The organism is Capnocytophaga sputigena, assembly GCF_900446695.1.
GTDB lineage: Bacteria > Bacteroidota > Bacteroidia > Flavobacteriales > Flavobacteriaceae > Capnocytophaga > Capnocytophaga sputigena.
Window position 1 is genome coordinate 720,575 of sequence record NZ_UAVP01000003.1, and the last position, 22,482, is coordinate 743,056.

The following is a 22,482-nucleotide window of genomic DNA, read 5'->3' on the forward strand; positions in this document are numbered from 1 at the left end:
CTTTGCGCCCTCAATCAAGTAAGAAAACCTCTATGGGTAAAGAAATAGACGAAAGCATACAAGGGCAAAGCCTTGTACTACAAGCTGATAACAATAATTCTAAAAAGCTATACATCGAGAGTTATGGATGCCAAATGAATTTCTCCGACAGTGAGATTGTGGCTTCTATCCTCTCCAAAGTAGGTTATAATACTACTGATACTGTTGATGATGCCGATTTGGTGCTCATCAACACCTGTTCGGTGCGCGAAAAGGCAGAACAGACCATTCGCAAGCGCTTGGAACAGTTCAATGTGTACAAACGCAAGAAACCGACGATGAAAGTGGGCGTATTGGGTTGTATGGCTGAAAGGGTGAAACACGCTTTCCTTGAAGAGGAAAAAATCGTGGATATGGTAGTAGGTCCTGATGCTTATAAAGATTTGCCTAACCTCCTTGAAGAAGTAGATGAAGGTCGCGAGGCGGTGAATGTAATTCTCTCTAAAGATGAAACTTATGCCGATATTGCGCCTATCCGCCTCAATAGCAATGGGGTAACTGCTTTCGTATCTATCACACGTGGTTGCGACAATATGTGCACTTTTTGTATTGTACCTTTCACTCGCGGACGTGAGCGCAGCCGCGACCCCTACTCTATCCTCAACGAAATAGCCGATCTCCAAGCACGTGGCTTTAAAGAGGTGACTCTCTTAGGGCAAAATGTTGATAGCTATCTATGGTATGGCGGCGGACTCAAAAAAGATTTTAGCAAAGCAAGTGAGATGCAACAAGCTACTGCTATCAACTTCGCCAAACTCCTTGATATGGTGGCAACAGCTCAGCCTGAAATGCGTATCCGTTTTTCTACTTCTAATCCGCAAGATATGACCCTTGATGTGATTGACACAATGGCGAAACATCCTAATATCTGCAAATATATTCACCTGCCAGTACAGAGCGGAAGCAATCGCATTCTCAAAGCAATGAACCGCCTCCACACTCGTGAAGAGTACTTTACACTCATCGATAGCATACGCGAACGCATTCCTGAATGTGCCATTTCGCAGGATATGATTGCTGGTTTCCCTACCGAAACTGAAGAAGATCACCGCGATACACTTTCGCTAATGGAATATGTGAAGTACGATTTTGGGTTTATGTTTGCTTATTCTGAGCGCCCTGGTACGTTAGCCGCTCGCAAAATAGAAGATGATGTGCCAGAAGAAGTAAAAAAACGCCGTCTTGCCGAAATCATCGACTTGCAACAAAAACACAGTTTATACCGCACTCAAGCTCAAGTAGGTAAGGTTGTTGAAGTACTCATTGAGGGGACTTCTAAAAAATCAGCTGATGAATGGATGGGACGCAATACCCAAAACACGGTAGTTGTATTCCCCAAAGAAAATTATAAAGTGGGTGATTTTGTACTTGTAGAAATAACAAATTGCACCTCTACAACCCTTATAGGAAAAGCGATAGGAATTAGCGATAAACGACAATAAAAAAGCTGCCTAATTAGGCAGCTTTTTATTTATAGTTTTCGATAAGTAATTGTTACATTCAAAATATCATCAATAGTATAACCTTTTTCTCTAAGAGCTGGGTCATAAGGTATTTGAGAGTACAAAAATGTTTTAAATTCACTATTGTATTTAAAAACAAACTGTGTGGAGGTGAGACTAACAATATCATAAGCTTTAAGTACAACACCATTGCCATTATCTAAGCATAATTTATTATTTTCTACGAAATACTTTACGCTAGCTGTATTTTGCTGACAATTACCTGCTTTAAAAATATGTTCTTCTGAGGTTAAAAACTCACCATAAAAGGTATATTTAGTCTTTTTGGAACATTCCATTTCTTCAATAGAAGTTATCTCTGAAAACAATTTACCATCAGGTAAAATCGACTTTTCATACATCCAAGTACCTTGTAATTCCTTAGGATGTTTGAAATCCTGATTATCATCTTTTTTTGAGCACGCTGCAAAAGCTATTACAGAGAGCAACATCAATAATATTTTTTTCATTGGTACAAAGTTTAAAATTCACTACAAATGTACAAAAATTTATTTAGACAATGCTACAAGAGAAAAATATTTTTGCAGTACCATTAAGCTACACAAATCTTCAGCTTCTTTATTCCAAAATTGTGCTACGTATTGATGAGCATTGTCTAATATTTCCAAACATTTCTCGGGGTGGGCAATGTAGTAAGTGAGTTTTGCCTCAAGGTCGTGATAGTCTGGGGCAATTTCTATATAGTGCTTGCCACCTTCAAGTTTACTCTCCATAAACCAAGTTTCTATAGTAGGTTTAGGCATCACAGCTATAGAGTTAGAACTCATTATCCATTTGAGGTTTGAAGCTACATCATTCCCCTGCAAACTGAGGATAAACTTATAGTCTAAATGTGCTTTTAGGTTCATTTTTTCAGTGAGCCATTCAGGTTTGCTAAGTCCGTTTTTCTCTACACTCCCTAAATCGCAAAGAGGGTGACCAAACCATTTGTCGTAGAAATCAAAGCGATGCTGTTGATATATACCTCCTCTTCCTATCATCAAATCTTTTTTATCAAGGAAAGGCTTGTCATCTAAAACTCGAATAAAATGACGTGTTTTATCTAATTTTAGCAATACAGAATTTTGATTATCCTCACTAATAGGGCGACTTTTTACGATAGAAGGCGTATTAGGTATGTGAATTACATCACCAAAAACAAAATCGATAGGCTGTTGTGCGTTAAAGAAGCGCGCATACTCATAAGTTTCGAAGTAATAAACCTTAGGAGTTTTTGGTTTCTTTAGGTCGGCTATACAAGTATTTCCAGAAATAGGAGTAGGTGTATTGAGTTTACAGTAATAATCTACACGCTCTTCTAATCTTTTTAACTCTTCAGCTGAAAATTTAGCTTTCAAAGCTGCTATTTTTCGTTCATACCCTCCCTTTTTACCAAAGAAAATAAGTGCATAGTTACGAACATAATACCAAAGTTTATTCTGTTTAATAATTTTCATTATCTCAATTCTAAATGATTCGGCAAAGGTAAGAGATTATTAGCAAATTAGCAAATTTAAACAATTCATTGTCAAAAACTTGCTTTATAAGGAAAAACTTCTTACTTTTGCCCCGCTCAAATTATATACACAAAGCGCATTATCTTTGAAATAGAAATATTTTCTATTTAAGATAATATTCGCAAAAATATTTACTATAATATTCTATGCCTGATATCCTACATTACACCCTTACTGATTTCGTTACCTCTTATGGGGTGCGCATTCCCTCACTTAGGTTATATTACCAATGTTTTGGCTTACCGCTGGGAGAAGCGCCCGTGGTAGTAGTTAATCACGCCTTCACAGGCAATTCACAAGTAACGGGTGAAAACGGCTGGTGGAAAGAAGCTATTGGTGAAGGGAAGTTGATAGATACCCTCAAATATACAGTAGTAGCTTTTAATATCCCAGGCAATGGTTTTGGAGCACGCGAAGAAGATATGATTCCTAACTATGAGCATTGGGCAGGTATAGATGTAGCGCGCATTTTCAACAAAGGGCTCACCGAGCATTTAGGTCTCAATGAAGTATTTGCCCTCGTAGGGTGCTCGTTAGGAGGCGGTATTGCTTGGGAAATGGCTGTCCTCGCCCCTACCCTTTTCAAAGAACTCGTAATCGTAGCTGCCGATTGGAAAGCAACCGACTGGATTATAGGCAACTGCCTTTTGCAAGAGCAGATACTCAAAAACTCTACACACCCCTTGCACGATGCACGCCTACACGCGATGTTGTGTTACCGCACTCCTCAATCGTTGAAACTGAAATTTGAGCGCACTACTAACATTCCGTTGCAGTTGTACAATGTAGAAACGTGGCTCTTACACCACGGCGACAAGCTGCACAAACGCTTCTCACTCTCCGCCTACAAACTGATGAACCAATTGGTAAAAACTATAGATATTTCAAAAGAACGGGGTAGTTTTGCCGAGGCTGTAGCACCTATCACCGCACACATTACCATCGTAAGCACCGATTCCGATTTGTATTTCGTTCCTCAAGAAAACCGTGATACTGTAACCGAACTGCGCGAAATGGGCAAACCTGTAGACTATTACGAAATCCACTCCGTACACGGTCACGATGCTTTCCTAATAGAACACAAACAATTAGAACAATTTTTAAAGAAAGTGTTTGTTAGGTAAGAGGTAAGAGATAAGAGGTAAGAATTTGTCACTACACTTTGCCAAAGTTTCAGACTTTGGCAAAGTTGAAAATTAATTATGATTTGTTAATTGTCGATTATTATGAAGATATTAAAATTTGGTGGAAAATCACTTGTCAATGACGGCATTGAAAAGGTGATTGATATTATCATTACTTCACATAAAGAACCTCTATCGGTAGTAGTCTCTGCGCGAGGTAACACTACCGATGAATTAGAGGCTTTGCTAGAAAAAGCGAGTAAGGGCGAGGATTATACTGCCGACTTTCAACAATTGAAAGACGAACAGCAGTATAACGATAGTGTGTCGTTTGAGCCCGAATTTCAGTTGCTCGAAAAACTCCTTGAAGGGGTCTCTCTCTTAAAAGATTATAGCCCTAAGACCAAAGATTTGGTATTAGCACAAGGTGAACTGATGTCGGCTAAACTCGTAACAGCACTACTCAAGCGCAAGGGCTTGGAAAGTACTTTTGTAGATAGCCGTGAAATCTTCAAAACTGATGCTGTGGTAGGCAATGCACAAATCATCAACTCAGTATCCGAAAAACTAACCCGTGACCGCTTTGCAACCATTTCACCTAATTGTGTGGCAGTGGTTACAGGCTTTATCGCTTCCACTGAAAAAGGCGACACTACTACCTTGGGGCGCAATGGCAGTAACTATTCGGCAGCACTTTTGGCTAACTACCTCAACGCTTCCGAACTGCAAAACTACACCCACGTCGATGGTATCTTCACTGCCAATCCTGAGTTAGTACCCGAAGCCAAAATTATACGCCATCTTTCTTACGAAGAAGCCAATGAATTGGCTAACTTTGGAGCTTCTATACTCCACGCCAAAACTATTATCCCACTCATTGAAAAAGGCATTCCGTTGCGTATCAAAAACACTTTCAATAGTGAAGACGCCGGCACACTCATTCACCAAGAAAGCGTGCAAGAGGGCATCAAATCGATTTCGGTAATTAAAGACAATGCCCTTATCGTGATGGAAGGTCGCGGACTCTTGGGCAAAGTGGGCGTAGATGCGCGCATTTTTAAAGCCCTCGCACAAAAAGGTATTAGTGTGAGTATCATCTCGCAAGGGTCATCCGAGCGCGGGGTAGGCTTGGTAGTAGCTTCTAAAGATGCTAAACTTGCCAAAGCAGCTATAGACGAGGAATTCTCACACGATTTCTACACCAATGATGTGAGCAGTGTGAGCATTGTAGAAGATGTAGCCGTAATTTCTATCGTAGGGCAACCGCTTGCTACCTTCCACCACCCTTATAACGCACTGATACGCAACCAAATCGTTCCTTTGCTCATCAACAATGCCGTAACGGGTAGAAACGTGAGTTTGGTACTTAAAACCGAAAAACTCCACAAGGCACTGAACGTAATTCATGGTGAAATCTTTGGGGTTTCACGCCGTATCAACTTGGTAATCTTTGGTAAAGGTACCGTAGGAGCTACTCTCATCGACCAAGTGATTGCCGCACACGACAATATACTTCACCGCAAGAACATCAGTTTGCGTATCGTTGCTATCGCCAATTCACAACAACTGCTCACCAATGCAAAAGGGATAGGCAACAATTGGCGTTCTGCCTTCGATAAAGAAGCCGTTCCTTATAGCTTTGATACTTTGCAAGCCTTTGTAGATAAAAATCACTTAGAGAACCTTATCGCGGTAGATGTAACCGCAAGCAAAACCTTTGTAGACAACTATATTCCGCTTATCAAGAGCGGTTACGACTTGGTTTCGGCTAATAAAATAGCGAATACTATTTCGTTTGGCTTCTACCAAAAACTGCGCAAAACCCTCAAACAACACCAAAAAACTTATCTCTACGAAACCAATGTAGGGGCAGGCTTACCATTGATAGACACTATTCGCCTCTTGCACCATTCGGGCGAGAACATCACCCGTATCAAAGGGATTTTCTCAGGAACGCTCAGCTATCTGTTCAATACTTTTTCAGCAGAAAATAAGCCGTTTAGCGAGGTGCTCCAGCACGCTATCAACAGCGGTTATACTGAACCCGACCCTCGTGAAGACCTCTGTGGTAACGATGTAGGGCGCAAGCTGCTCATCTTAGCCCGCGAGCTTGATTTAGGCAATGAGTTCACCGATGTAAAGATACAAAATCTTATCCCCGAACATTTAAGAGAAGGCTCGGTAGCAGACTTTTTGCAACGCTTAGACGAGTTCAACGCGCCTTATCAGCAAATCAAAGAAGCCCAAGCCCCTGACCACGTACTGCGTTATGTAGGCGACCTTCACGGCGATTTAGCCTCTACCGAAACGGTACAATTAGACGTATCGCTCGTATCGGTTCCGCGCAACAGCGCCCTCGGTCAGGTAAAAGGTGCCGATTCCATTTTTGAGATTTACACCGAATCTTATGGCGATAACCCTATCGTGATACAGGGTGCAGGAGCAGGTGCTTCGGTAACCGCACGCGGGGTATTTGGTGACATTTTAAGATTAGCAGAAAAAAGTAGGTTTTAGGTATTAGGTTTTAGGTGTTAGGAGACAAGTGTTAGGACTATGAATCAAGAAGAAAATCCTTTGTTACAAATGTCGTTGCAGGAATTGTGGCAACTGTTCCCTATCAATCTTACGCAACACAACCCATTGTGGAAAGAATGGTATGAGGAAGAACGCAATTTCCTTTTAAAACAATTACCCTCTAACGAAATAATACGGCTAAGCCATATAGGCAGTACCGCTGTGGAAGGGATACAAGCCAAACCTATTGTAGATATGTTATTGGAAGTGAAGAAAGACAGTTCATTTCAGAAGCTAAAAGAAGTCATATTACAATCAGGTTATCTATGTATGAATGAAACAAATGATAGGATTTCTTTTAATAAAGGCTATACTGTTAATGGGTTTGCAGAACGTGTATTTCACTTGCACTTGCGTTATGAAGGAGATAATGACGAACTCTATTTTCGCGATGAACTACAAGCACACCCTTCAATTGCCAAAGACTATGAAACGCTTAAATTATCGCTTTGGAAACCTTTTGAGCACGACCGAGATGCTTATACCGCTCACAAAACAGACTTTATAAAACGATATACACTGATAGCAAAAGAAGAATTTAAAGGAAAATATGAAAATAACAGACCATATTAAGAATGCCAAAGGAAAAACACTCTTCTCCTTTGAAGTAGTACCTCCTAAAAAGGGAAATAATATTGAAGAATTATACCAAAACATAGACCCTCTAATGGAGTTCAATCCTCCGTTTATAGATGTAACTACCTCACGTGAGGAGTATTATTACATTGAACACCCCAATGGGCTATTGGAAAAGAAAGTAACCCGTATGCGCCCTGGTACCGTGGGTATTTGCGCGGCTATTCAGCATAAATATAAGGTAGATACAGTGCCTCACGTACTTTGCGGTGGTTTTTCAAAAGAAGAAACTGAGTACCTATTGGTAGATTGCCTCTACTTAGGTATTGACAACATAATGGCACTGCGCGGCGATGCAATGAAAGAACAACGCTACTTTCAGCCTACTGAGGGCGGACATACTTACGCTACCGAACTCGTTACTCAAATCAGTAATTTGAACAAAGGAATTTACCTCAACGGTATTGCTGCCGACCATAAGGCTAATTTCTGTATAGGAGTGGCGGGGTATCCTGAAAAACACATTGAAGCCCCCTCGCTCACTTCAGACTTGGCACGCCTGAAAGAAAAGGTAGATGCCGGTGCCGACTATGTAGTAACACAAATGTTTTTTGACAATCAGAAGTATTTTGAGTTTGTAGAGAAAGCCAAAGAAGCGGGTATCAATGTGCCTATCATACCAGGGATTAAACCTATTGCTATTAAAAAGCACCTCAACCTGCTTTCACAAGCCTTTAAAATAGACTTCCCCGAAGAGCTCATCAAAGCAGTAGAAGCCTGCAAAAACAACGCCGATGTAAAACAAGTGGGCATAGAATGGGCTATACAGCAAAGCAAAGAGCTGAAAGCTGCAGGAGCACCCGTATTGCATTACTATTCTATGGGAAAATCGGATAATATCGTGAAAGTAATATCAGAAGTATTTTAATTAGATAAGAGATAAGAAGTAAGAAATTGTACTTTTTATCTCTTATTTTTTATCTCTTCATTGATTTGTTCGATGTAATGGGTTAGTTCTTCTTTGCCGGTTTTGTTTTCGGCTGAAGTGACGAAGTAAGGTGGAAATTCTTCCCAAGTTTCGAGGAGCACTTGTTGATAAGCTGCTATATTGCGCTCAATTACCAAAGGTTTGAGTTTATCGGCTTTGGTGAAGACAATAGCAAACGGAATGCCGTGTTCGCCTAACCATTGCATAAACTCTACATCTATCTTCTGGGGCTCGTGGCGCACATCTACTAATACAAATGCACATACCAATTGTTGTCGTTCCTCAAAATATTTAGTAATAAATTGCTGAAATACCTTTTTAGTTTCTTTGGATACTCTTGCATACCCGTAACCAGGGAGGTCTACTAAAAACCAACTATTGTCTATTTTGAAGTGATTGATGAGTTGGGTTTTCCCAGGGCGACCTGAAGTTTTAGCCAAATTCTTGTGATTGGTAAGCATATTGATGAGCGACGATTTCCCTACATTGGAACGCCCTATAAAAGCATACTCAGGTAAGTTTTCCTTAGGGCACTTACTCACCTGAGAGTTACTCATCACAAATTCAGCTTTTTTTATCATCTTACCTCCTTATTTTCAAGCCACTTATTTAAAATATCATTGAACTGTTGAGGGTGCTCCATCATTGGGGCGTGCCCACATTTGTCTATCCAATGCAGTTCGGAATTAGGCAATAGTTCGTGGAATTCTTCAGCTACTTTAGGAGGGGTTACATTGTCATTTTTACCCCAGATAAGGCAAGTAGGGGTGTCCATTTTAGGCAAATCCTTAGCCATATTGTTGCGGATAGCACTTTTGGCAAGTGCCAAAGTTTTGATAAGTTTAGAACGGTCGGAGATATTAGCAAATACCTCATCTACAATTTCTTTAGTAGCTACGGCAGGGTCGTAGAACACTTCTTCGCATTTCTTTTTGATAAAATCGTAATCACCACGGCGTGGATAGCCATCGCTCATCGCACTCTCGTACAATCCAGAACTTCCTGTAAGCACTAATCCGAGTACGTTTTTAGGGTGCATTTTAGCATAGAGCAAGCCCACGTGTCCGCCAAGTGAATTGCCGAGTAGGATTACTTTTTCAAACTTCTTGTGTTTGATGAATTTCTGTATATATTTAGCCAATGTTTTCACTGAAGTTGTGAGCAAAGGCATAGAGAAGAGAGGCAGTTCGGGGACTACCACTTTATATTTGCGGGAAAAAAAAGAAACTACTTCTTCAAAGTTACTAAGCCCCCCCATCAATCCGTGTAAGATAATGATAGGAGTGCCCTCACCTTTTTCGATGTATGTAAATTTACCTTCTTTTTTTACTTCTACTGTCATTGGTTTTTATCAAAAAGTTTTTTGAGGTACAAAGGTAATATTTTTATTTCTATTTACGTGCAGGAAAGCGAAAATATTTTTTTCTATTTTTTGCAAATAGCTATTTATTAAGGAAATAGGTATTAAACAATAGAAATTAGGAAATAGGTGATAGAAGAAAAAAATAAAAATTAGATGTTAAAGATTTGTTAATGTTTAAATGACAATACAGTCGTTTATGAGAATTATATTATATTTGCAGTCTATTAAAAACATTTAAAATAACTAAATTATGATGGATTTCCTAAAGAATCTTCAGAATATGATGGGAGGATCGGCTGAAGATATGCAAAAGCAAATGGAGCAGATGCAACAGCAAATGCAACAACAAATGCAACAAATGGACGCTATGAATAGCGCCAATGAAAAAAGAGGTTGGCAACCCGATGAAGGTGTGTATTACGCTAAAGGTGAGTACGATAATGCCGTAGAGTACAACAACGAAATTGTGTGTATCACCAATGGTTGTACAGACGAAATGGCTGAAATGAACGACGCTATGGACGACAACGATTTCAACCGCGCTGAAGAAGTACGTTTGCAATGGATTGAAGACCTTGTAACCTTTAAAGAAGAAGTTCGTAACCTCGGCGCTTACAAGGGCGATACCTCTTTGCTCGAAGCCGCTATCAAATTCTTCGATAATTACGATGCTCTGATGAAAGATGGTTATAAAACCCTTATCCAAATGCGTTTAAAAGGCTTGAGAGGTACTCCAGAAGAGCAAGCCCAACTCAAGAAAAACAACGCTTTCATAGTAAAAACCGCTGAAGATTTCAATAGAGTAAGCGATGAGTTCATTGAGCGTTATGAAGACGAAGACGACGATGATGATGACGACGAATAAAAAAAAGCTGCCTTAGGGCAGCTTTTTTTATGAACTATTATCTGATTATTTCAATTTAACGTTTGCCATTTTTGCTGCCATTATTACAGCGTTTTTAGCATTTACGATAGTTCCAGTTGTAGAAAGTTCACTAAAGTTCTTTTCTGGACGTTTTTTACCATCGCCTTTATCTTCACCTACATATACACTCATATTCACTTTCACCCCTGAATCCATAATGATTTTCTTCACTTGAGCTGCTGTAAGGCTAGGGAAGTAAGAACGCAACAAGGCTGCTACTCCTGCTACTTCGGGTGAAGCCATTGAAGTACCTTGTAAGAATTGGTATTTGCTTTCAGGAACAGTAGCGTAGATTTTTACCCCTGGAGCAAATACATCCACATTGCGTTTACCGTAGTTTGAAAATTCGGCTACTAAATTCTTATTGAACTGATAGTTGAGAGCTCCTACAGTAAGGAAATTATCAGAGATTTCTTTTTTGTTTACCTCGTCGTTAGGGTAAGTGTCTTTCACATCGATATCTTGAGAATCGTTACCTGCAGCGTTCACAATCAATACATCTTTAGAAGCTGCGTATTTGATAGCGTCGTACACCCACTCTTTGTGAGGAGAAAAACCTTTACCAAAGCTGGTGTTGATTACTTTAGCACCGTTGTCTACTGCATAGCGCAAAGCAAGAGCGATATCTTTGTCGTATTCATCGCCATCGGGAACGGCACGTACAGCCATAATCCACACGCTATTAGCAACTCCATCCATACCAATACCATTGTTGCGTTCAGCAGCGATGATTCCTGCTACGTGAGTACCGTGAAGGGCTTCTTTACTATCAGGACCTATTACGTTGTTGTTGCCGTAATATTTTTTAGAAAAGTCGTTTTCGTCGTCTTTCAAGATAGTTTTACGCGGACTGAAGTCTAAGCCCAAGTGGTATTTGAGTTTGGTATCGAAATAGTCTACGCCCTCTTTCAATTCTTTTTTAATTTCTTCATTGTCGTTAGCGCGAGCTAAAAGTTCTTTCATAAAGCCTACCATATCAGTAGTCATTGCGTCGTAAGATTTTCCTTTGGTAGCTTTTTCGATATCTTCGAGGGTATAAGTATCTTTACCTACGATTTTGCGTACAGCTTTATCGGCGAAATCAGCAGTTTCGATAAGTTGTTGATAGAAAGCCTTATTGCGTTTTGCTTCAGAGGCTTCTTTTTCGTACTCTTCTTTAGCACGGGCATAATCAGGATTTTTAGTATCTTTAGTTTTGTAGATACGGGTCATTTCGGTATTTTCTTGAGTGATATTACCGAGGAAGTTCCATCCGTGAATATCGTCTACATAGCCGTTTTTATCGTCATCTTTGCCGTTGTTAGGAATTTCGGCAGTGTTTGTCCAGATCACGTTTTTAAGATCTTCGTGATTGATATCTACACCAGAATCTACCACCCCTACGATGATTTTTTTAGGAGTAAGATTTTTTAGGAGGGCATAAGCCTCGTCTAAATTGATACCAGGGAAATTTTGTTTAAACCCTTGGTGAGGCCAACCTTTAAGAGCGTCGTCGCTGTATTTTTTTTCAGCAAAAGCGGAAGTAGGAGCTTTGTCTAACGCGCCTTTAGTAGTGCCGCAACTCGCTAATAGCAAAGCTGCTGAAGTAGCTAAAATAAATGATTTTTTCATTCTTTGTTAATTATGATTTTTTTGAGTTATATGAAAAACTTTTGCAAAGGTATAAATAAATAGCAAATGAGCAAAACTTATTTTGTGCTAAAGACTTAAAAGTTTGTTAATTTCTAAAATAGTCGTACATTTGTCGGATTTTTTTAACAAACACATAAAAACAATATTAAACAACAACTGTTATGAAAAAGAAAAATCCTATTACTTGGGTGCCTACCACCTATTTTGCTATGGGGTTACCCTTTGTGATGTTATCTTTAGTATCTCCTATCATTTTCAAAGATTTAGGTGTACCCAATGAAACGATTGCTTTTTGGACTTCCTTATTAATTCTTCCGTGGTCGCTTAAGCCTATCATCAGTGTGATAATGGAACTCTACGGCACTAAAAAACAATATATTGTAATTACTGAAATCGTATCGGCAGTAGTTTTTGGTTGTATTGTTTTCTCATTGCCTTTGCCTAACTTTTTCAATATGTGTTTGGCGCTGATGGGACTTATCGCACTAAGTGGTTCTACTCACGATATTGCAGGCGATGGGATGTATATGGAACAATTAGATCCTGCTACCCAAAGCTTTTATTCAGGCTGGCAAGGAGCTTTTTACAACTTAGCCAAAGTACTCGCTAATGGCGGACTCATCTTCTTAGCGGGCTGGTTAGTAAACTCTCAAGGAATGAGCATTGTAGCCTCTTGGCAGTTGATTCTGAGCATTTGTGCAGCTATACTCGGTTTAGTAGGTTTATATCACTTCTACGCGCTTCCAAAAGACATAAAACCACAAAAAGAAGGTAGTTTTAGTGAAAAATCGGAGGAGTTATGGCGTATTTTTGCCGATTTCTTCCAAAAAAAACATATTCTCTTCTATCTTTTCTTCATTTTCTTATATCGTTTTGCCGAAGGTTTGGCAATGAAAATAGCTCCATTATTCCTCAAAGATGAGCTATCAATAGGAGGTTTAGGACTCAGCAACGAACAATACGGATTAGTGTATGGTACAGCAGGTACTGTAGCCTTCATTTTAGGCTCTATTGTAGCAGGATATTTTGTATCGAAAGTGGGGCTTAAAAAGGCTTTGTTCACTTTGGCGTGTGCTTTCAATATTCCGTTTGTAGTCTATTTGCTTTTTGCTTATTTTCAACCTACCCACTTACCTACTATCGCTATGGGAATTGTAGGCGAATACTTCGGTTACGGATTTGGTTTTGTAGGTCTTACCCTCTTTATGATGCAACAAATAGCCCCTGGTAAATACCAAATGGCACACTACGCTTTTGCCAATAGTTTGATGAACTTAGGGGTAATGATTCCAGGTATGATTAGCGGTTTCTTAAGCACCTACTTAGGATATCAACATTTCTTCTTGTTAGTAATGATTTGCACTATCCCAGCTCTTTATATGACGTGGAAAGTGCCATTCACTTACGACAACTACAAAAAAGAAAAGTAATGTTACAAGAAATAGAACGCAAATTCAAGGTAAAAAGCAACACTTATAAAGCACTCTCTACTAAGGCTATACGCATTACACAAGGCTATTTGAGCTTTGTGCCAGAGCGCACAGTGAGAGTGCGCATAAAAGGCAACGAAGCATTTCTCACTATAAAGGGCAGTAGCAACGAGAGCGGCACCACGCGTTTTGAGTGGGAGAAAGCCATTACAGTAGCCGATGCTGAGCAATTATTAGCTCTTTGTGAAAAAGGAGTAATTGACAAAACGCGTTACCTCGTGCCTTGTGGCGAGTTGTGTTTTGAGGTAGATGAGTTCTACGGCGACAATGAAGGATTAGTGATTGCCGAGATAGAATTACCCTCTGAAAACACCCCTTTTGAGCGTCCCGAATGGTTAGGCGAGGAAGTAACCAATGAGACACGTTACTACAATGCTATGCTCAGCAAAAATCCCTATAGAAATTGGCAAACTGAAATAATTGAGAATTGATAATTGTTAATTGTCAATTAATTACTACCTTTGCGCCTTAAAATTGACTCATTAAGTATGACAGAACCTAAAAAATACAATCCTACAGAATTAGAAGAAAAATGGTATGCCTATTGGCTTGCCCACAACTATTTTCACTCAACCCCCGATGAGCGTACCCCCTATACCATTGTGATTCCGCCCCCTAACGTTACAGGGGTGCTCCATATGGGACACATGCTCAACAATACCATTCAGGATGTACTTATCCGCCGTGCACGCCTCAAAGGCTTCAACGCTTGCTGGGTACCAGGTACTGACCACGCTTCTATTGCAACAGAAGCCAAAGTGGTGGCAAAACTCAAAGAACAAGGCATTAAAAAATCCGACCTCACTCGTGAGGAGTTCCTCGTACACGCGTGGGAATGGACGCACCAATACGGTGGGGTGATTCTCGAACAGCTCAAAAAATTGGGTTGCTCTTGCGATTGGGAGCGCACTAAATTCACTATGGACGAGGAGCTTTCGGCTTCGGTTATCAAAGTGTTTGTAGATTTGTACAACAAAGGACAAATATACCGCGGTCACCGTATGGTAAACTGGGATCCAGAGGCTAAAACTACCCTTTCTGACGAGGAGGTAATTTACGAAGAGCGTCAAGGATTTTTATATCATTTAAAATATCAAATTGAAGGGACAAATGAGTACCTTGTGATTGCTACAACGCGACCTGAAACGATTTTTGGCGATACAGCTATCTGTATCAACCCTAACGATCAGCGTTGGCAACACCTCAAAGGCAAAAAAGCAATTGTGCCTATCTGCAACCGCGTGATTCCGATTATCGAAGATGAGTATGTAGATATGGAATTTGGTACAGGTTGCCTGAAAGTAACCCCTGCCCACGACCCTAACGACAAGGTGTTGGGCGACAAACATCAGTTAGAAGTCATTGATATTTTCAATGATGATGCAACCCTTAATCACTACGGTTTGCACTATGCTGGCAAAGACCGCTTTGTAGTGCGCAAGGAGATAGTAGCCGAATTAGAAGAAAAAGACTTACTTGCTAAAAAAGAGACTTATACTAACAAAGTGGGGACATCCGAGCGTACCAAAGCCGTGATAGAACCTCGCCTTTCCGACCAGTGGTTCCTCAAAATGGACACCCTTATCCAGCCAGCTATCAAGGCGGTATTGGAAGACGAAAGCATCAAACTATATCCTAAAAAGTTCGAGAATACTTATCGCCATTGGGTAGAGAACGTACGCGATTGGAATATCTCACGCCAATTGTGGTGGGGACAACAAATTCCTGCTTACTACTACGGCGAGGACAAAGACCAATTTGTAGTAGCCGAAACTAAGGCAGAAGCCCTCGCTTTGGCTAAAGAAAAGAGTGGCAATGCTCATCTTACTGAAGCCGATTTGCGACAAGATGAAGACGCCCTCGATACTTGGTTCTCGTCTTGGTTATGGCCAATGAGCGTGTTCAACGGTATTTTAGAGCCTAATAATCCTGAAATTGAATATTATTACCCTACCAACGATTTGGTAACGGGACCTGATATCCTTTTCTTCTGGGTAACCCGAATGATAGTAGCAGGTTATGAATACAAAGGTGAGCGTCCGTTTAGCAATGTATATCTCACTGGATTGGTGCGCGATAAGCAGCGCCGCAAGATGTCTAAATCCTTAGGTAACTCACCCGATGCCCTCAAACTCATCGCCGATTACGGTGCTGATGGCGTGCGCGTGGGACTCTTGCTCTCATCGGCAGCAGGTAATGACTTGCTATTTGACGAAGCCCTTTGTCAGCAAGGAAAAGGATTTGGCAACAAATTGTGGAATGCTTTTCAATTGGTAAAAGGATGGCAGGTAGATACAGTAGAGCAACCTGCAGCCGCTCAACTCGCTTTGCAATGGTTTGAAGCGAAGTTCAACGCGGTACTCACCGAAGTAGAAGACCATTTTGAGAAATACCGCATCTCCGATGCTCTAATGGCAATCTATAAACTCACTTGGGACGACTTCTGTGCGTGGCTTTTGGAAATGGTAAAACCCGAATACGGCAAACCAATGGACAAAGCGACTTACGAGGGCGTGGTAGCCGCTTTTGAGAATTTACTAAAACTCCTCCACCCCTTTATGCCATTCCTTACTGAGGAAATATGGCAAAGTTTAGTACCTCGTACCCCTGAACAAGCCCTTATCGTGGCTACCTACCCCACCGTACAGCCGTACGACGAAAAACTATTGGCAGAATTCGAATTTGCTGCCGAAGTGATCGCAGGTATCCGCACGGTGCGCAAAGAAAAGAATATACCTTTCAAAACACCACTAAGCCTTTCAGTATTAAACAAAGAACAAGCGAGCAACCGTTTTGATGTGGTGATTTCTAAAATGGGTGGGCTTGAAGCTATTACCGAAGTAAGTACAGCCATAGAAGGCGCAATGTCTTTCCGCGTAAAAGCTAATGAGTACTTTATCCCAATGGAAGGTGCGGTGAATGTAGAAGAGGAACTCAAAAAACTACAAGAGGAACTCACCTATACACAAGGCTTTTTAGCATCAGTGCGCAAGAAACTTTCTAATGAGAAGTTTGTAAACTCAGCGCCTGCTCAAGTAGTAGAGAACGAGCGCAAAAAAGAAGCTGATGCGTTAGCGAAAATTGAAACACTTGAAAAAGCGATAAAAGCAATTAACAATTGATAATTAGATAAATGGAACACTTAAAACAAATGATAGATGAGGCGTGGGAGAATCGCTCTCTGCTTCGTGAGGAAATTGTACAACAGACTATCCGTGAGGTCATTCACCTCTTGGATTTAGGTCAGTTGCGAGTGGCAGAGCCTACTGCCGATGGCTGGAAAGTAAACGAATGGGTGAAAAAAGCTGTTGTGCTTTACTTCCCTATCCAAAATATGAAACCCGTAGAGGTGGGTATCTTTGAGTTTCACGATAAGATTCCGCTCAAACACAACTACGATGAGAAAGGAGTGCGCGTAGTACCTCCTGCTGTAGCACGTCGTGGTGCTTTTATTGCCAAAGGAGCGATACTAATGCCCAGCTATGTGAATATAGGGGCGTATGTAGATGAAGGTACAATGGTAGATACGTGGGCTACTGTGGGTAGTTGCGCTCAGATAGGCAAACACGTGCACCTGAGTGGTGGTGTAGGTGTAGGGGGGGTATTAGAACCCTTGCAAGCAGCTCCTGTGATAGTAGAAGACGGAGCTTTTATCGGGTCGCGTTGTATCTTGGTAGAAGGTGTGCACGTAGGCAAAGAAGCGGTGCTTGGTGCTAATGTAGTGCTTACAGCCTCTACTAAAATCATTGATGTAACGGGCAGTGAACCTAAAGAATTGAAAGGCTATGTACCTGAGCGCTCAGTAGTGATCCCTGGTAGTTATACCAAGCACTTCCCTGCGGGTGATTACCAAGTGCCTTGTGCTCTTATCATCGGGCAGCGCAAAGCCTCAACCGATAAGAAAACTTCACTAAACGATGCTCTAAGAGAGTATGGAGTTTCTGTTTAGGTAACAGATAACAGGTAACAAAAAAGCTGTCTAACATTTCTTTATTAGACAGCTTTTTTGTTCTATAAAGGTCTTTGTTTAGTACTTCTAAAATAGTGTATTTCTATTCTATTTTTATCTTCTATAACTTTATAGTAAATTACAAACCTATTATCTAAAAAGTTTCTTCGATACATTCCTAAATGCTCACTATATTTTGCTAAGAAGTAAGGATTTTTTGCTATTTCTTTTTGTAAAACTTCTACTGCTTTCATTATTTTTTCAGAATAGGTATAACTCCCATTATGTTTATACCAATAAGTAAGGGTGTTATAATAATCTTCTTCAGCGTCGTAAATCCATTTTATTTCCATTGGTTGATCATCTGTTGGGCTTTTCTATGTACTTCTGAACTATCAGTAAACATTCCTAATTGTGATTGTTTTTCAGCTATAGCTAATTTACGTAGGTCTTCGGCTGTTAGCTCATAATAGAAATCTTCTTCATTTTCAACTAATTGACAAGGTTGAAAATCTGTATTTTCTTCTAAAGGTATGACATTTGTTTGCATAACATTTCTATTTTTTTACAAAGGTATGATATTATTTTTTAAGCTACAAAAAGATTTTCAAATTACGCTTGTAACATTATAATCAGTTCTTTGCGAAGGTCGGCTTCGGAGAGGTTATTGGTGGCTCCTAAGCCTTTGCTTTTTAGGTCGATTTGGCGCAGCGTAGCAATGATAGCACTCACGCGCTTCATTGGGTAGTGTTGTGCCCCTGAACGCAGGTCTTTGATAGCAAAAACAGGCACTTTTAAGGTTGCCATTACGTTCTTATCAGTTTGGTCGGTAAGACCGTGGAAAGCCAAAAGTTGTTGAAAATAACCATAAAGCACGGTAAGCGTCATTACCAAGGGATTATCCTTAGGATTATCAGCGAAGTGTTTGAGGATACGCGCTATCTTATAGGCATCGTTTGCAGCAATAGCACTCTTGAGTTCAAAGTTGTTAAACTCCTTGCTAATACCTATATTTTTCTCTATAATTTCGGGGGTTACTTCAGTATTTTCAGGAACGATAAGGGCTAATTTATTCACCTCATTTTGTATCCTACTCAGGTCGGTACCTAAGAAATCTACTAACATTTGTATGGCTTTAGGCTGAATGCTGAGGTGTTTTTTCTTCAATACATCGGGTAACCAAGCGACTACTTGGTTTTCATAAAGTTTTTTGCTTTCAAGTAATACGCAATCTTTGTTCTTTTGTAAGGTTTTCAGCAGTTTCTTGCGTGCGTCTAACTTCTCGTATTTATAACAGAATACCAAAACCGTTGTAGGGGTAGGGTTCTCTACATAAGGCACTAATTGGTCGATAGTAGCTCTGAGGTTTTGGGCTTCTTTAACGATAATCACTTGGCGGTCGCTCATCATTGGGAAACGGCGCGCATAATCGATAATCGCAGGCACTGTTACATCTTGACCGTAGAGCACAATTTGGTCGAAACCCTTTTGGTCTTCTTGCAGCACGTGATCTTCAATGTAATCGGATACTATATCTATGAAATAAGGTTCTTCGCCCATCAGAAAATAGATAGGAGCGATAATGCCTTTTTTTATGTTGCCTACAATAGTTTTTACTTCATTCATAGTGCAAAAATACAAAAAATATTCTACTTTTGCAGTATGGAACTATTAAATTTCAAAAACTACCCCTTTCGCACTAAAGTAGCCGATGAAAAACTGTGGATATTTGATGTGATTCGTCGGAAATACGTGGTGTTACAGCCTGAAGAATGGGTACGCCAACACGTGGTGCATTTTCTCATTGAGGAGAAAGGTTACCCTAAATCGCTTATCAATGTGGAGAAAAAGCTCTCTATCAATGGGCTCACCAAGCGTTACGATGTGGTAGTATATGCTAAAATAGGAACGGTGCTCTTAGCGGTGGAATGCAAAGCTCCGAATGTGCCTATTACCCAACATACTTTCGACCAAATTGCGCGCTATAACCTTAGCTTAAACGCTCAATATCTAATGGTTACCAATGGCATTACTCATTACTATTGCCAAATGGACTACCAGCACAGTCAGTATCATTTTTTAAAAGAACTCCCTCATTACAACGACCTCTCACAATGACTCTTGCCATCGTAATACTCAATTGGAACGGCAAAAAGCTGTTAGAACAATTCCTCCCCTCGGTAGTGCGCTACTCGCCCGAAGCGCAACTCTACATCGTAGACAATGCCTCTACCGATGATTCTCTTGATTTCGTGCGCACCCACTTTCCTGAAATGCATATTGTAGAAAACCCCACCAACAGCGGTTATGCGGGAGGATACAATCGCGCTTTACAACATATTAACGCTGATGTGTATTGCCTGCTGAACTCGGATGTGTTAGTAACTGAAGGTTGGCTCTCCCCTATCCTGCACACTTTTGAAGAGGAACACATTGCAGTGGTACAGCCTAAAATTAAAGATGAAAAACGCTGTACGCATTTTGAATATGCCGGCGCGGCAGGTGGTTTTATAGACCGATATGGTTTCCCGTATTGCAGAGGGAGGGTATTTGAGACCATAGAAGAGGACAAAGGTCAGTATAACGAGTCTTTCCCCGTACCCATTTTTTGGGCATCGGGGGCGTGCTTTTTTATACGTGCAGAGGTATTCCACCAGTTAGGAGGTTTTGACGAAGATTTCTTTGCCCACCAAGAGGAAATAGATTTGTGCTGGCGAGTGCACCACCTCGGCAAACAAGTGGTGTATTGCTCCGAAAGTACTGTCTATCACGTAGGAGGGGCAACTCTCACCGCTGCCAACCCTAAAAAAACCTACCTCAACTTCCGCAATAGTTTGTTTATGTTGCTGAAAAACCTACCCGCTAAAGGACTTTATACCACAATCTTCTTACGTATGGTATTAGATGGCATTGCAGGAGTGCGTTTTCTTTTACAAGGCAAGCCGCGTTTTACGTGGGAAGTAATAAGAGCGCATTTTCATTTTTATAAACGATTTTTCTTCTTTAAAAAGAAAAGACCTTCAAAGCTCATTACCAATTATTACCAAGTGAAATCGATAGTCTGGGAATATTTTGTTTTAGGTAAGAAGTAACAGGTAAGAGGTAAGAGGTTTTTAGGGTGTTTTTCCTAATTTTTGGAGCTTCTTGGCTAAGTAAAAACCGCTTATCAGAGCTGGGAAAAAGGAGATACAAGTATAAGTAACTAATATTATTGTTTCATTAATATAGGGAGGGCTAATTATATAAATTAGAACTAAAGGCGGAAGTACCCAAACAATGATTGTAATAAGCCAGCCTATTTTAAAATTTGTATTTTTAGTGTAATGCGTAAAAGGAATGAATAGTGCTAAAATTACTCCCAAAACGGTATATATACCTGCTATTGAAACAACCACAGAAAATGAATCCAATGACCCTGAATAATAAACTCCCATTATAATCATTAATATAATAGCTCCTATCCAAAAAGAGGAAGCTATGTAAAGAATTGCCCTTATTCTTGGGTTAATTTGATTCATCGGAGGGATTGCCTTTTCTTTTTTAGCAATTCTGTGTAGCATCACTCCTAATAATATTCCTATAATTATATTCAGACCTAAGTAATCTAAATGATTTTGAATATTAAACTCATCATAAATACGCCAAAAATTATAAATGTTTATAATTGGCAATATGAGTAAACACAATAATGCTATAGCAATAGTTCCACCTTTGGGAAGTTTTTCAAAGGGTACAAATTGCCCTACACTATAGCTTATCACAAAGCTTTTCAATAAAAAAATACTATTTTCTTCCCATACCTCTAAAAAAAATAAGCTTTTATAGTATAAAGCATAATACAAAATCAACAGTAATTTAGGTGCTATAAGAGCAATAAAAATATACCATACAGTTGTTTTAGGAATCAGTGTTTTCATTGGATATCAGTTTATTTCAATATTTTTCTAATGTAATTGGCTTCGTGTATGCTTTGGGTAAGTGCCTCGGCTTGTTCAGTTTCTATGAGAATTTTAAAGGCTTCTAAGTTTTTGATGTACTCATTCAGGGCTTTGAGTATGTTGTCTTTGTTTTCTAAAAATATAGGACACCACATTTGGGCATCGCTCTTTGCCAAACGCACGGTAGAGGCAAAACCGGTACTCGCCAAATCAAATATATGAGCTTCGTCCTTTTCAATTTCTAAAACGGTCTTCCCCAGCATAAAGGAGCTCACGTGCGAAAGGTGCGACACGTAGGCGGTATGGAGGTCGTGATCGGCAGGTTGCATCATTTTCACGCGCATATTCAAGGCTTTTACGATGCTCAAAGCACGGTCTAACAATCGCCAATCGCTTTTTTCTACTTCACAGAGTGCCATTACCTTGCCGTCGAAAAGGTCGTAGAGCGCTGCCTCAGGTCCTGAATGCTCTGTACCTGCCATAGGGTGTGCCGCAACAAAATTTTGACGATGAGGGTGAGTGGCTACTGCTTCACAAATATGCGATTTCACGGAACCTGCATCCATTACAAGGGTTTGTTCACCTATTTTGTCGAGCACTTGTAGCAATACTTTGTGAATGTGATTCACGGGTACAGCTATGAGCACGAGGTCGGCATCGGTGAGGTGGTTGTAATCGGTGCTTTCATCGATAATACCTAAATCTAAGGCTTTTTGTATATGAGCGGGGTTGAGGTCGATACCTGCAATGGTATACCCCAAGCGTTTTTTCAATTCCAAGGCAAAGGAGCCCCCAATAAGCCCTAAACCTATAATGATTGCTTTTTTCAATAGTTAAAATTTAAAAGTGAATAGTTACAAATGAA

The 22,482-nt window shown here is 40.2% G+C and carries 22 protein-coding genes; 12 read left to right on the top strand and 10 right to left on the bottom strand.

From position 1 onward, the window contains the following. The first annotated feature begins 32 nt into the window (after positions 1-32). Positions 33-1,481 (top strand): tRNA (N6-isopentenyl adenosine(37)-C2)-methylthiotransferase MiaB, encoded by a 1,449-nt coding sequence (miaB, locus tag DR017_RS03305; RefSeq protein WP_002680209.1) that lies wholly within the window; start codon positions 33-35, stop codon positions 1,479-1,481. Positions 1,482-1,510: 29 nt separating this feature from the next. Here miaB and DR017_RS03310 read toward each other — a convergent pair whose 3' ends face one another. Then, positions 1,511-2,011, bottom strand: coding sequence for a lipocalin family protein (locus DR017_RS03310; RefSeq protein WP_002680141.1), 501 nt, complete (start codon positions 2,009-2,011; stop codon positions 1,511-1,513). Between the two features lie 39 nt (positions 2,012-2,050). Next, the gene (locus DR017_RS03315; protein WP_002680211.1) at positions 2,051-2,998 is read right to left on the bottom strand and encodes a glycosyl transferase family 90; all 948 of its coding nucleotides are present in this window, start codon (positions 2,996-2,998) and stop codon (positions 2,051-2,053) included. A 206-nt stretch (positions 2,999-3,204) separates the two neighbouring features. On the opposite strand from DR017_RS03315, the gene DR017_RS03320 reads away from it, so the two are divergent. The 4 genes from DR017_RS03320 to metF all read left to right on the top strand — a co-directional run bounded on the left by DR017_RS03320 (position 3,205) and on the right by metF (position 8,260). Then, the gene (locus DR017_RS03320; protein ID WP_002680063.1) at positions 3,205-4,182 is read left to right on the top strand and encodes an alpha/beta fold hydrolase; all 978 of its coding nucleotides are present in this window, start codon (positions 3,205-3,207) and stop codon (positions 4,180-4,182) included. 102 nt (positions 4,183-4,284) lie between these two features. Then, complete coding sequence (thrA, locus tag DR017_RS03325; RefSeq protein ID WP_002680207.1) at positions 4,285-6,696, top strand: bifunctional aspartate kinase/homoserine dehydrogenase I; 2,412 nt, start codon at positions 4,285-4,287, stop codon at positions 6,694-6,696. Between the two features lie 39 nt (positions 6,697-6,735). After that, a complete protein-coding gene (locus tag DR017_RS03330) occupies positions 6,736-7,329 on the top strand; it encodes a GrpB family protein (RefSeq protein WP_002680195.1) in 594 nt (197 codons plus the stop codon). Further along, entirely contained in the window at positions 7,307-8,260 is a 954-nt protein-coding gene (gene metF, locus DR017_RS03335; protein WP_002680133.1) for a methylenetetrahydrofolate reductase [NAD(P)H], read from the top strand. The genes DR017_RS03330 and metF overlap by 23 nt, the downstream gene beginning before the upstream one ends. A 35-nt stretch (positions 8,261-8,295) precedes the next feature. Here metF and yihA read toward each other — a convergent pair whose 3' ends face one another. Together yihA and DR017_RS03345 are read right to left on the bottom strand one after the other, a co-directional pair. Continuing rightward, entirely contained in the window at positions 8,296-8,901 is a 606-nt protein-coding gene (gene yihA, locus DR017_RS03340) for a ribosome biogenesis GTP-binding protein YihA/YsxC (protein ID WP_002680158.1), read from the bottom strand. After that, the gene (locus tag DR017_RS03345) at positions 8,898-9,662 is read right to left on the bottom strand and encodes an alpha/beta fold hydrolase (RefSeq protein WP_002680105.1); all 765 of its coding nucleotides are present in this window, start codon (positions 9,660-9,662) and stop codon (positions 8,898-8,900) included. The genes yihA and DR017_RS03345 overlap by 4 nt, the downstream gene beginning before the upstream one ends. A 271-nt stretch (positions 9,663-9,933) precedes the next feature. Here DR017_RS03345 and DR017_RS03350 point away from each other — a divergent pair, with 271 nt between their 5' ends. Beyond that, complete coding sequence (locus DR017_RS03350) at positions 9,934-10,548, top strand: LIC11966 family surface protein (protein WP_081450873.1); 615 nt, start codon at positions 9,934-9,936, stop codon at positions 10,546-10,548. Between the two features lie 45 nt (positions 10,549-10,593). Here the strand turns inward: DR017_RS03350 and DR017_RS03355 are convergent, their stop codons facing one another. After that, positions 10,594-12,219: a S8 family peptidase gene (locus DR017_RS03355; protein ID WP_002680163.1), complete on the bottom strand. Its 1,626-nt coding sequence runs from the start codon at positions 12,217-12,219 to the stop codon at positions 10,594-10,596. Positions 12,220-12,401: 182 nt separating this feature from the next. Here DR017_RS03355 and DR017_RS03360 point away from each other — a divergent pair, with 182 nt between their 5' ends. The 4 genes from DR017_RS03360 to DR017_RS03375 are packed head-to-tail and all read left to right on the top strand — an operon-like array spanning position 12,402 to position 17,679. Further along, entirely contained in the window at positions 12,402-13,670 is a 1,269-nt protein-coding gene (locus DR017_RS03360) for an MFS transporter (RefSeq protein WP_002680145.1), read from the top strand. Next, positions 13,670-14,161, top strand: coding sequence for a CYTH domain-containing protein (locus tag DR017_RS03365; protein ID WP_002680198.1), 492 nt, complete (start codon positions 13,670-13,672; stop codon positions 14,159-14,161). Before DR017_RS03360 ends, DR017_RS03365 begins: the two co-directional genes overlap by 1 nt. A gap of 57 nt (positions 14,162-14,218) precedes the next feature. After that, complete coding sequence (locus tag DR017_RS03370; protein ID WP_002680098.1) at positions 14,219-16,852, top strand: valine--tRNA ligase; 2,634 nt, start codon at positions 14,219-14,221, stop codon at positions 16,850-16,852. 11 nt (positions 16,853-16,863) lie between these two features. Then, positions 16,864-17,679, top strand: coding sequence for a 2,3,4,5-tetrahydropyridine-2,6-dicarboxylate N-succinyltransferase (locus tag DR017_RS03375; RefSeq protein WP_002680055.1), 816 nt, complete (start codon positions 16,864-16,866; stop codon positions 17,677-17,679). A gap of 62 nt (positions 17,680-17,741) precedes the next feature. On the opposite strand, the gene DR017_RS03380 is transcribed toward DR017_RS03375, so the two are convergent. From DR017_RS03380 to holA, 3 genes are all read right to left on the bottom strand, one after another. Next, positions 17,742-18,032 (bottom strand): hypothetical protein, encoded by a 291-nt coding sequence (locus DR017_RS03380; RefSeq protein ID WP_002680068.1) that lies wholly within the window; start codon positions 18,030-18,032, stop codon positions 17,742-17,744. Continuing rightward, positions 18,023-18,229 carry a hypothetical protein gene (locus tag DR017_RS03385; RefSeq protein WP_002680080.1) on the bottom strand — a complete coding sequence of 69 codons (207 nt, stop codon included), beginning with the start codon at positions 18,227-18,229 and terminating at the stop codon, positions 18,023-18,025. The genes DR017_RS03380 and DR017_RS03385 overlap by 10 nt, the downstream gene beginning before the upstream one ends. A 62-nt stretch (positions 18,230-18,291) precedes the next feature. Beyond that, positions 18,292-19,305, bottom strand: a complete 1,014-nt coding sequence (holA, locus tag DR017_RS03390; RefSeq protein WP_002680140.1) for a DNA polymerase III subunit delta — start codon at positions 19,303-19,305, stop codon at positions 18,292-18,294. Positions 19,306-19,341: 36 nt separating this feature from the next. Here holA and DR017_RS03395 point away from each other — a divergent pair, with 36 nt between their 5' ends. Together DR017_RS03395 and DR017_RS03400 are read left to right on the top strand one after the other, a co-directional pair. Further along, a complete protein-coding gene (locus DR017_RS03395) occupies positions 19,342-19,797 on the top strand; it encodes a type I restriction enzyme HsdR N-terminal domain-containing protein (RefSeq protein WP_002680186.1) in 456 nt (151 codons plus the stop codon). After that, positions 19,794-20,771: a glycosyltransferase family 2 protein gene (locus DR017_RS03400; RefSeq protein ID WP_002680095.1), complete on the top strand. Its 978-nt coding sequence runs from the start codon at positions 19,794-19,796 to the stop codon at positions 20,769-20,771. Before DR017_RS03395 ends, DR017_RS03400 begins: the two co-directional genes overlap by 4 nt. Positions 20,772-20,792: 21 nt before the next feature. On the opposite strand, the gene DR017_RS03405 is transcribed toward DR017_RS03400, so the two are convergent. Both DR017_RS03405 and DR017_RS03410 read right to left on the bottom strand, forming a co-directional pair. Continuing rightward, the gene (locus DR017_RS03405; RefSeq protein WP_002680061.1) at positions 20,793-21,596 is read right to left on the bottom strand and encodes a hypothetical protein; all 804 of its coding nucleotides are present in this window, start codon (positions 21,594-21,596) and stop codon (positions 20,793-20,795) included. An 11-nt stretch (positions 21,597-21,607) separates the two neighbouring features. After that, a complete protein-coding gene (locus DR017_RS03410; protein WP_002680166.1) occupies positions 21,608-22,447 on the bottom strand; it encodes a prephenate dehydrogenase in 840 nt (279 codons plus the stop codon). Positions 22,448-22,482: the final 35 nt, after the last annotated feature.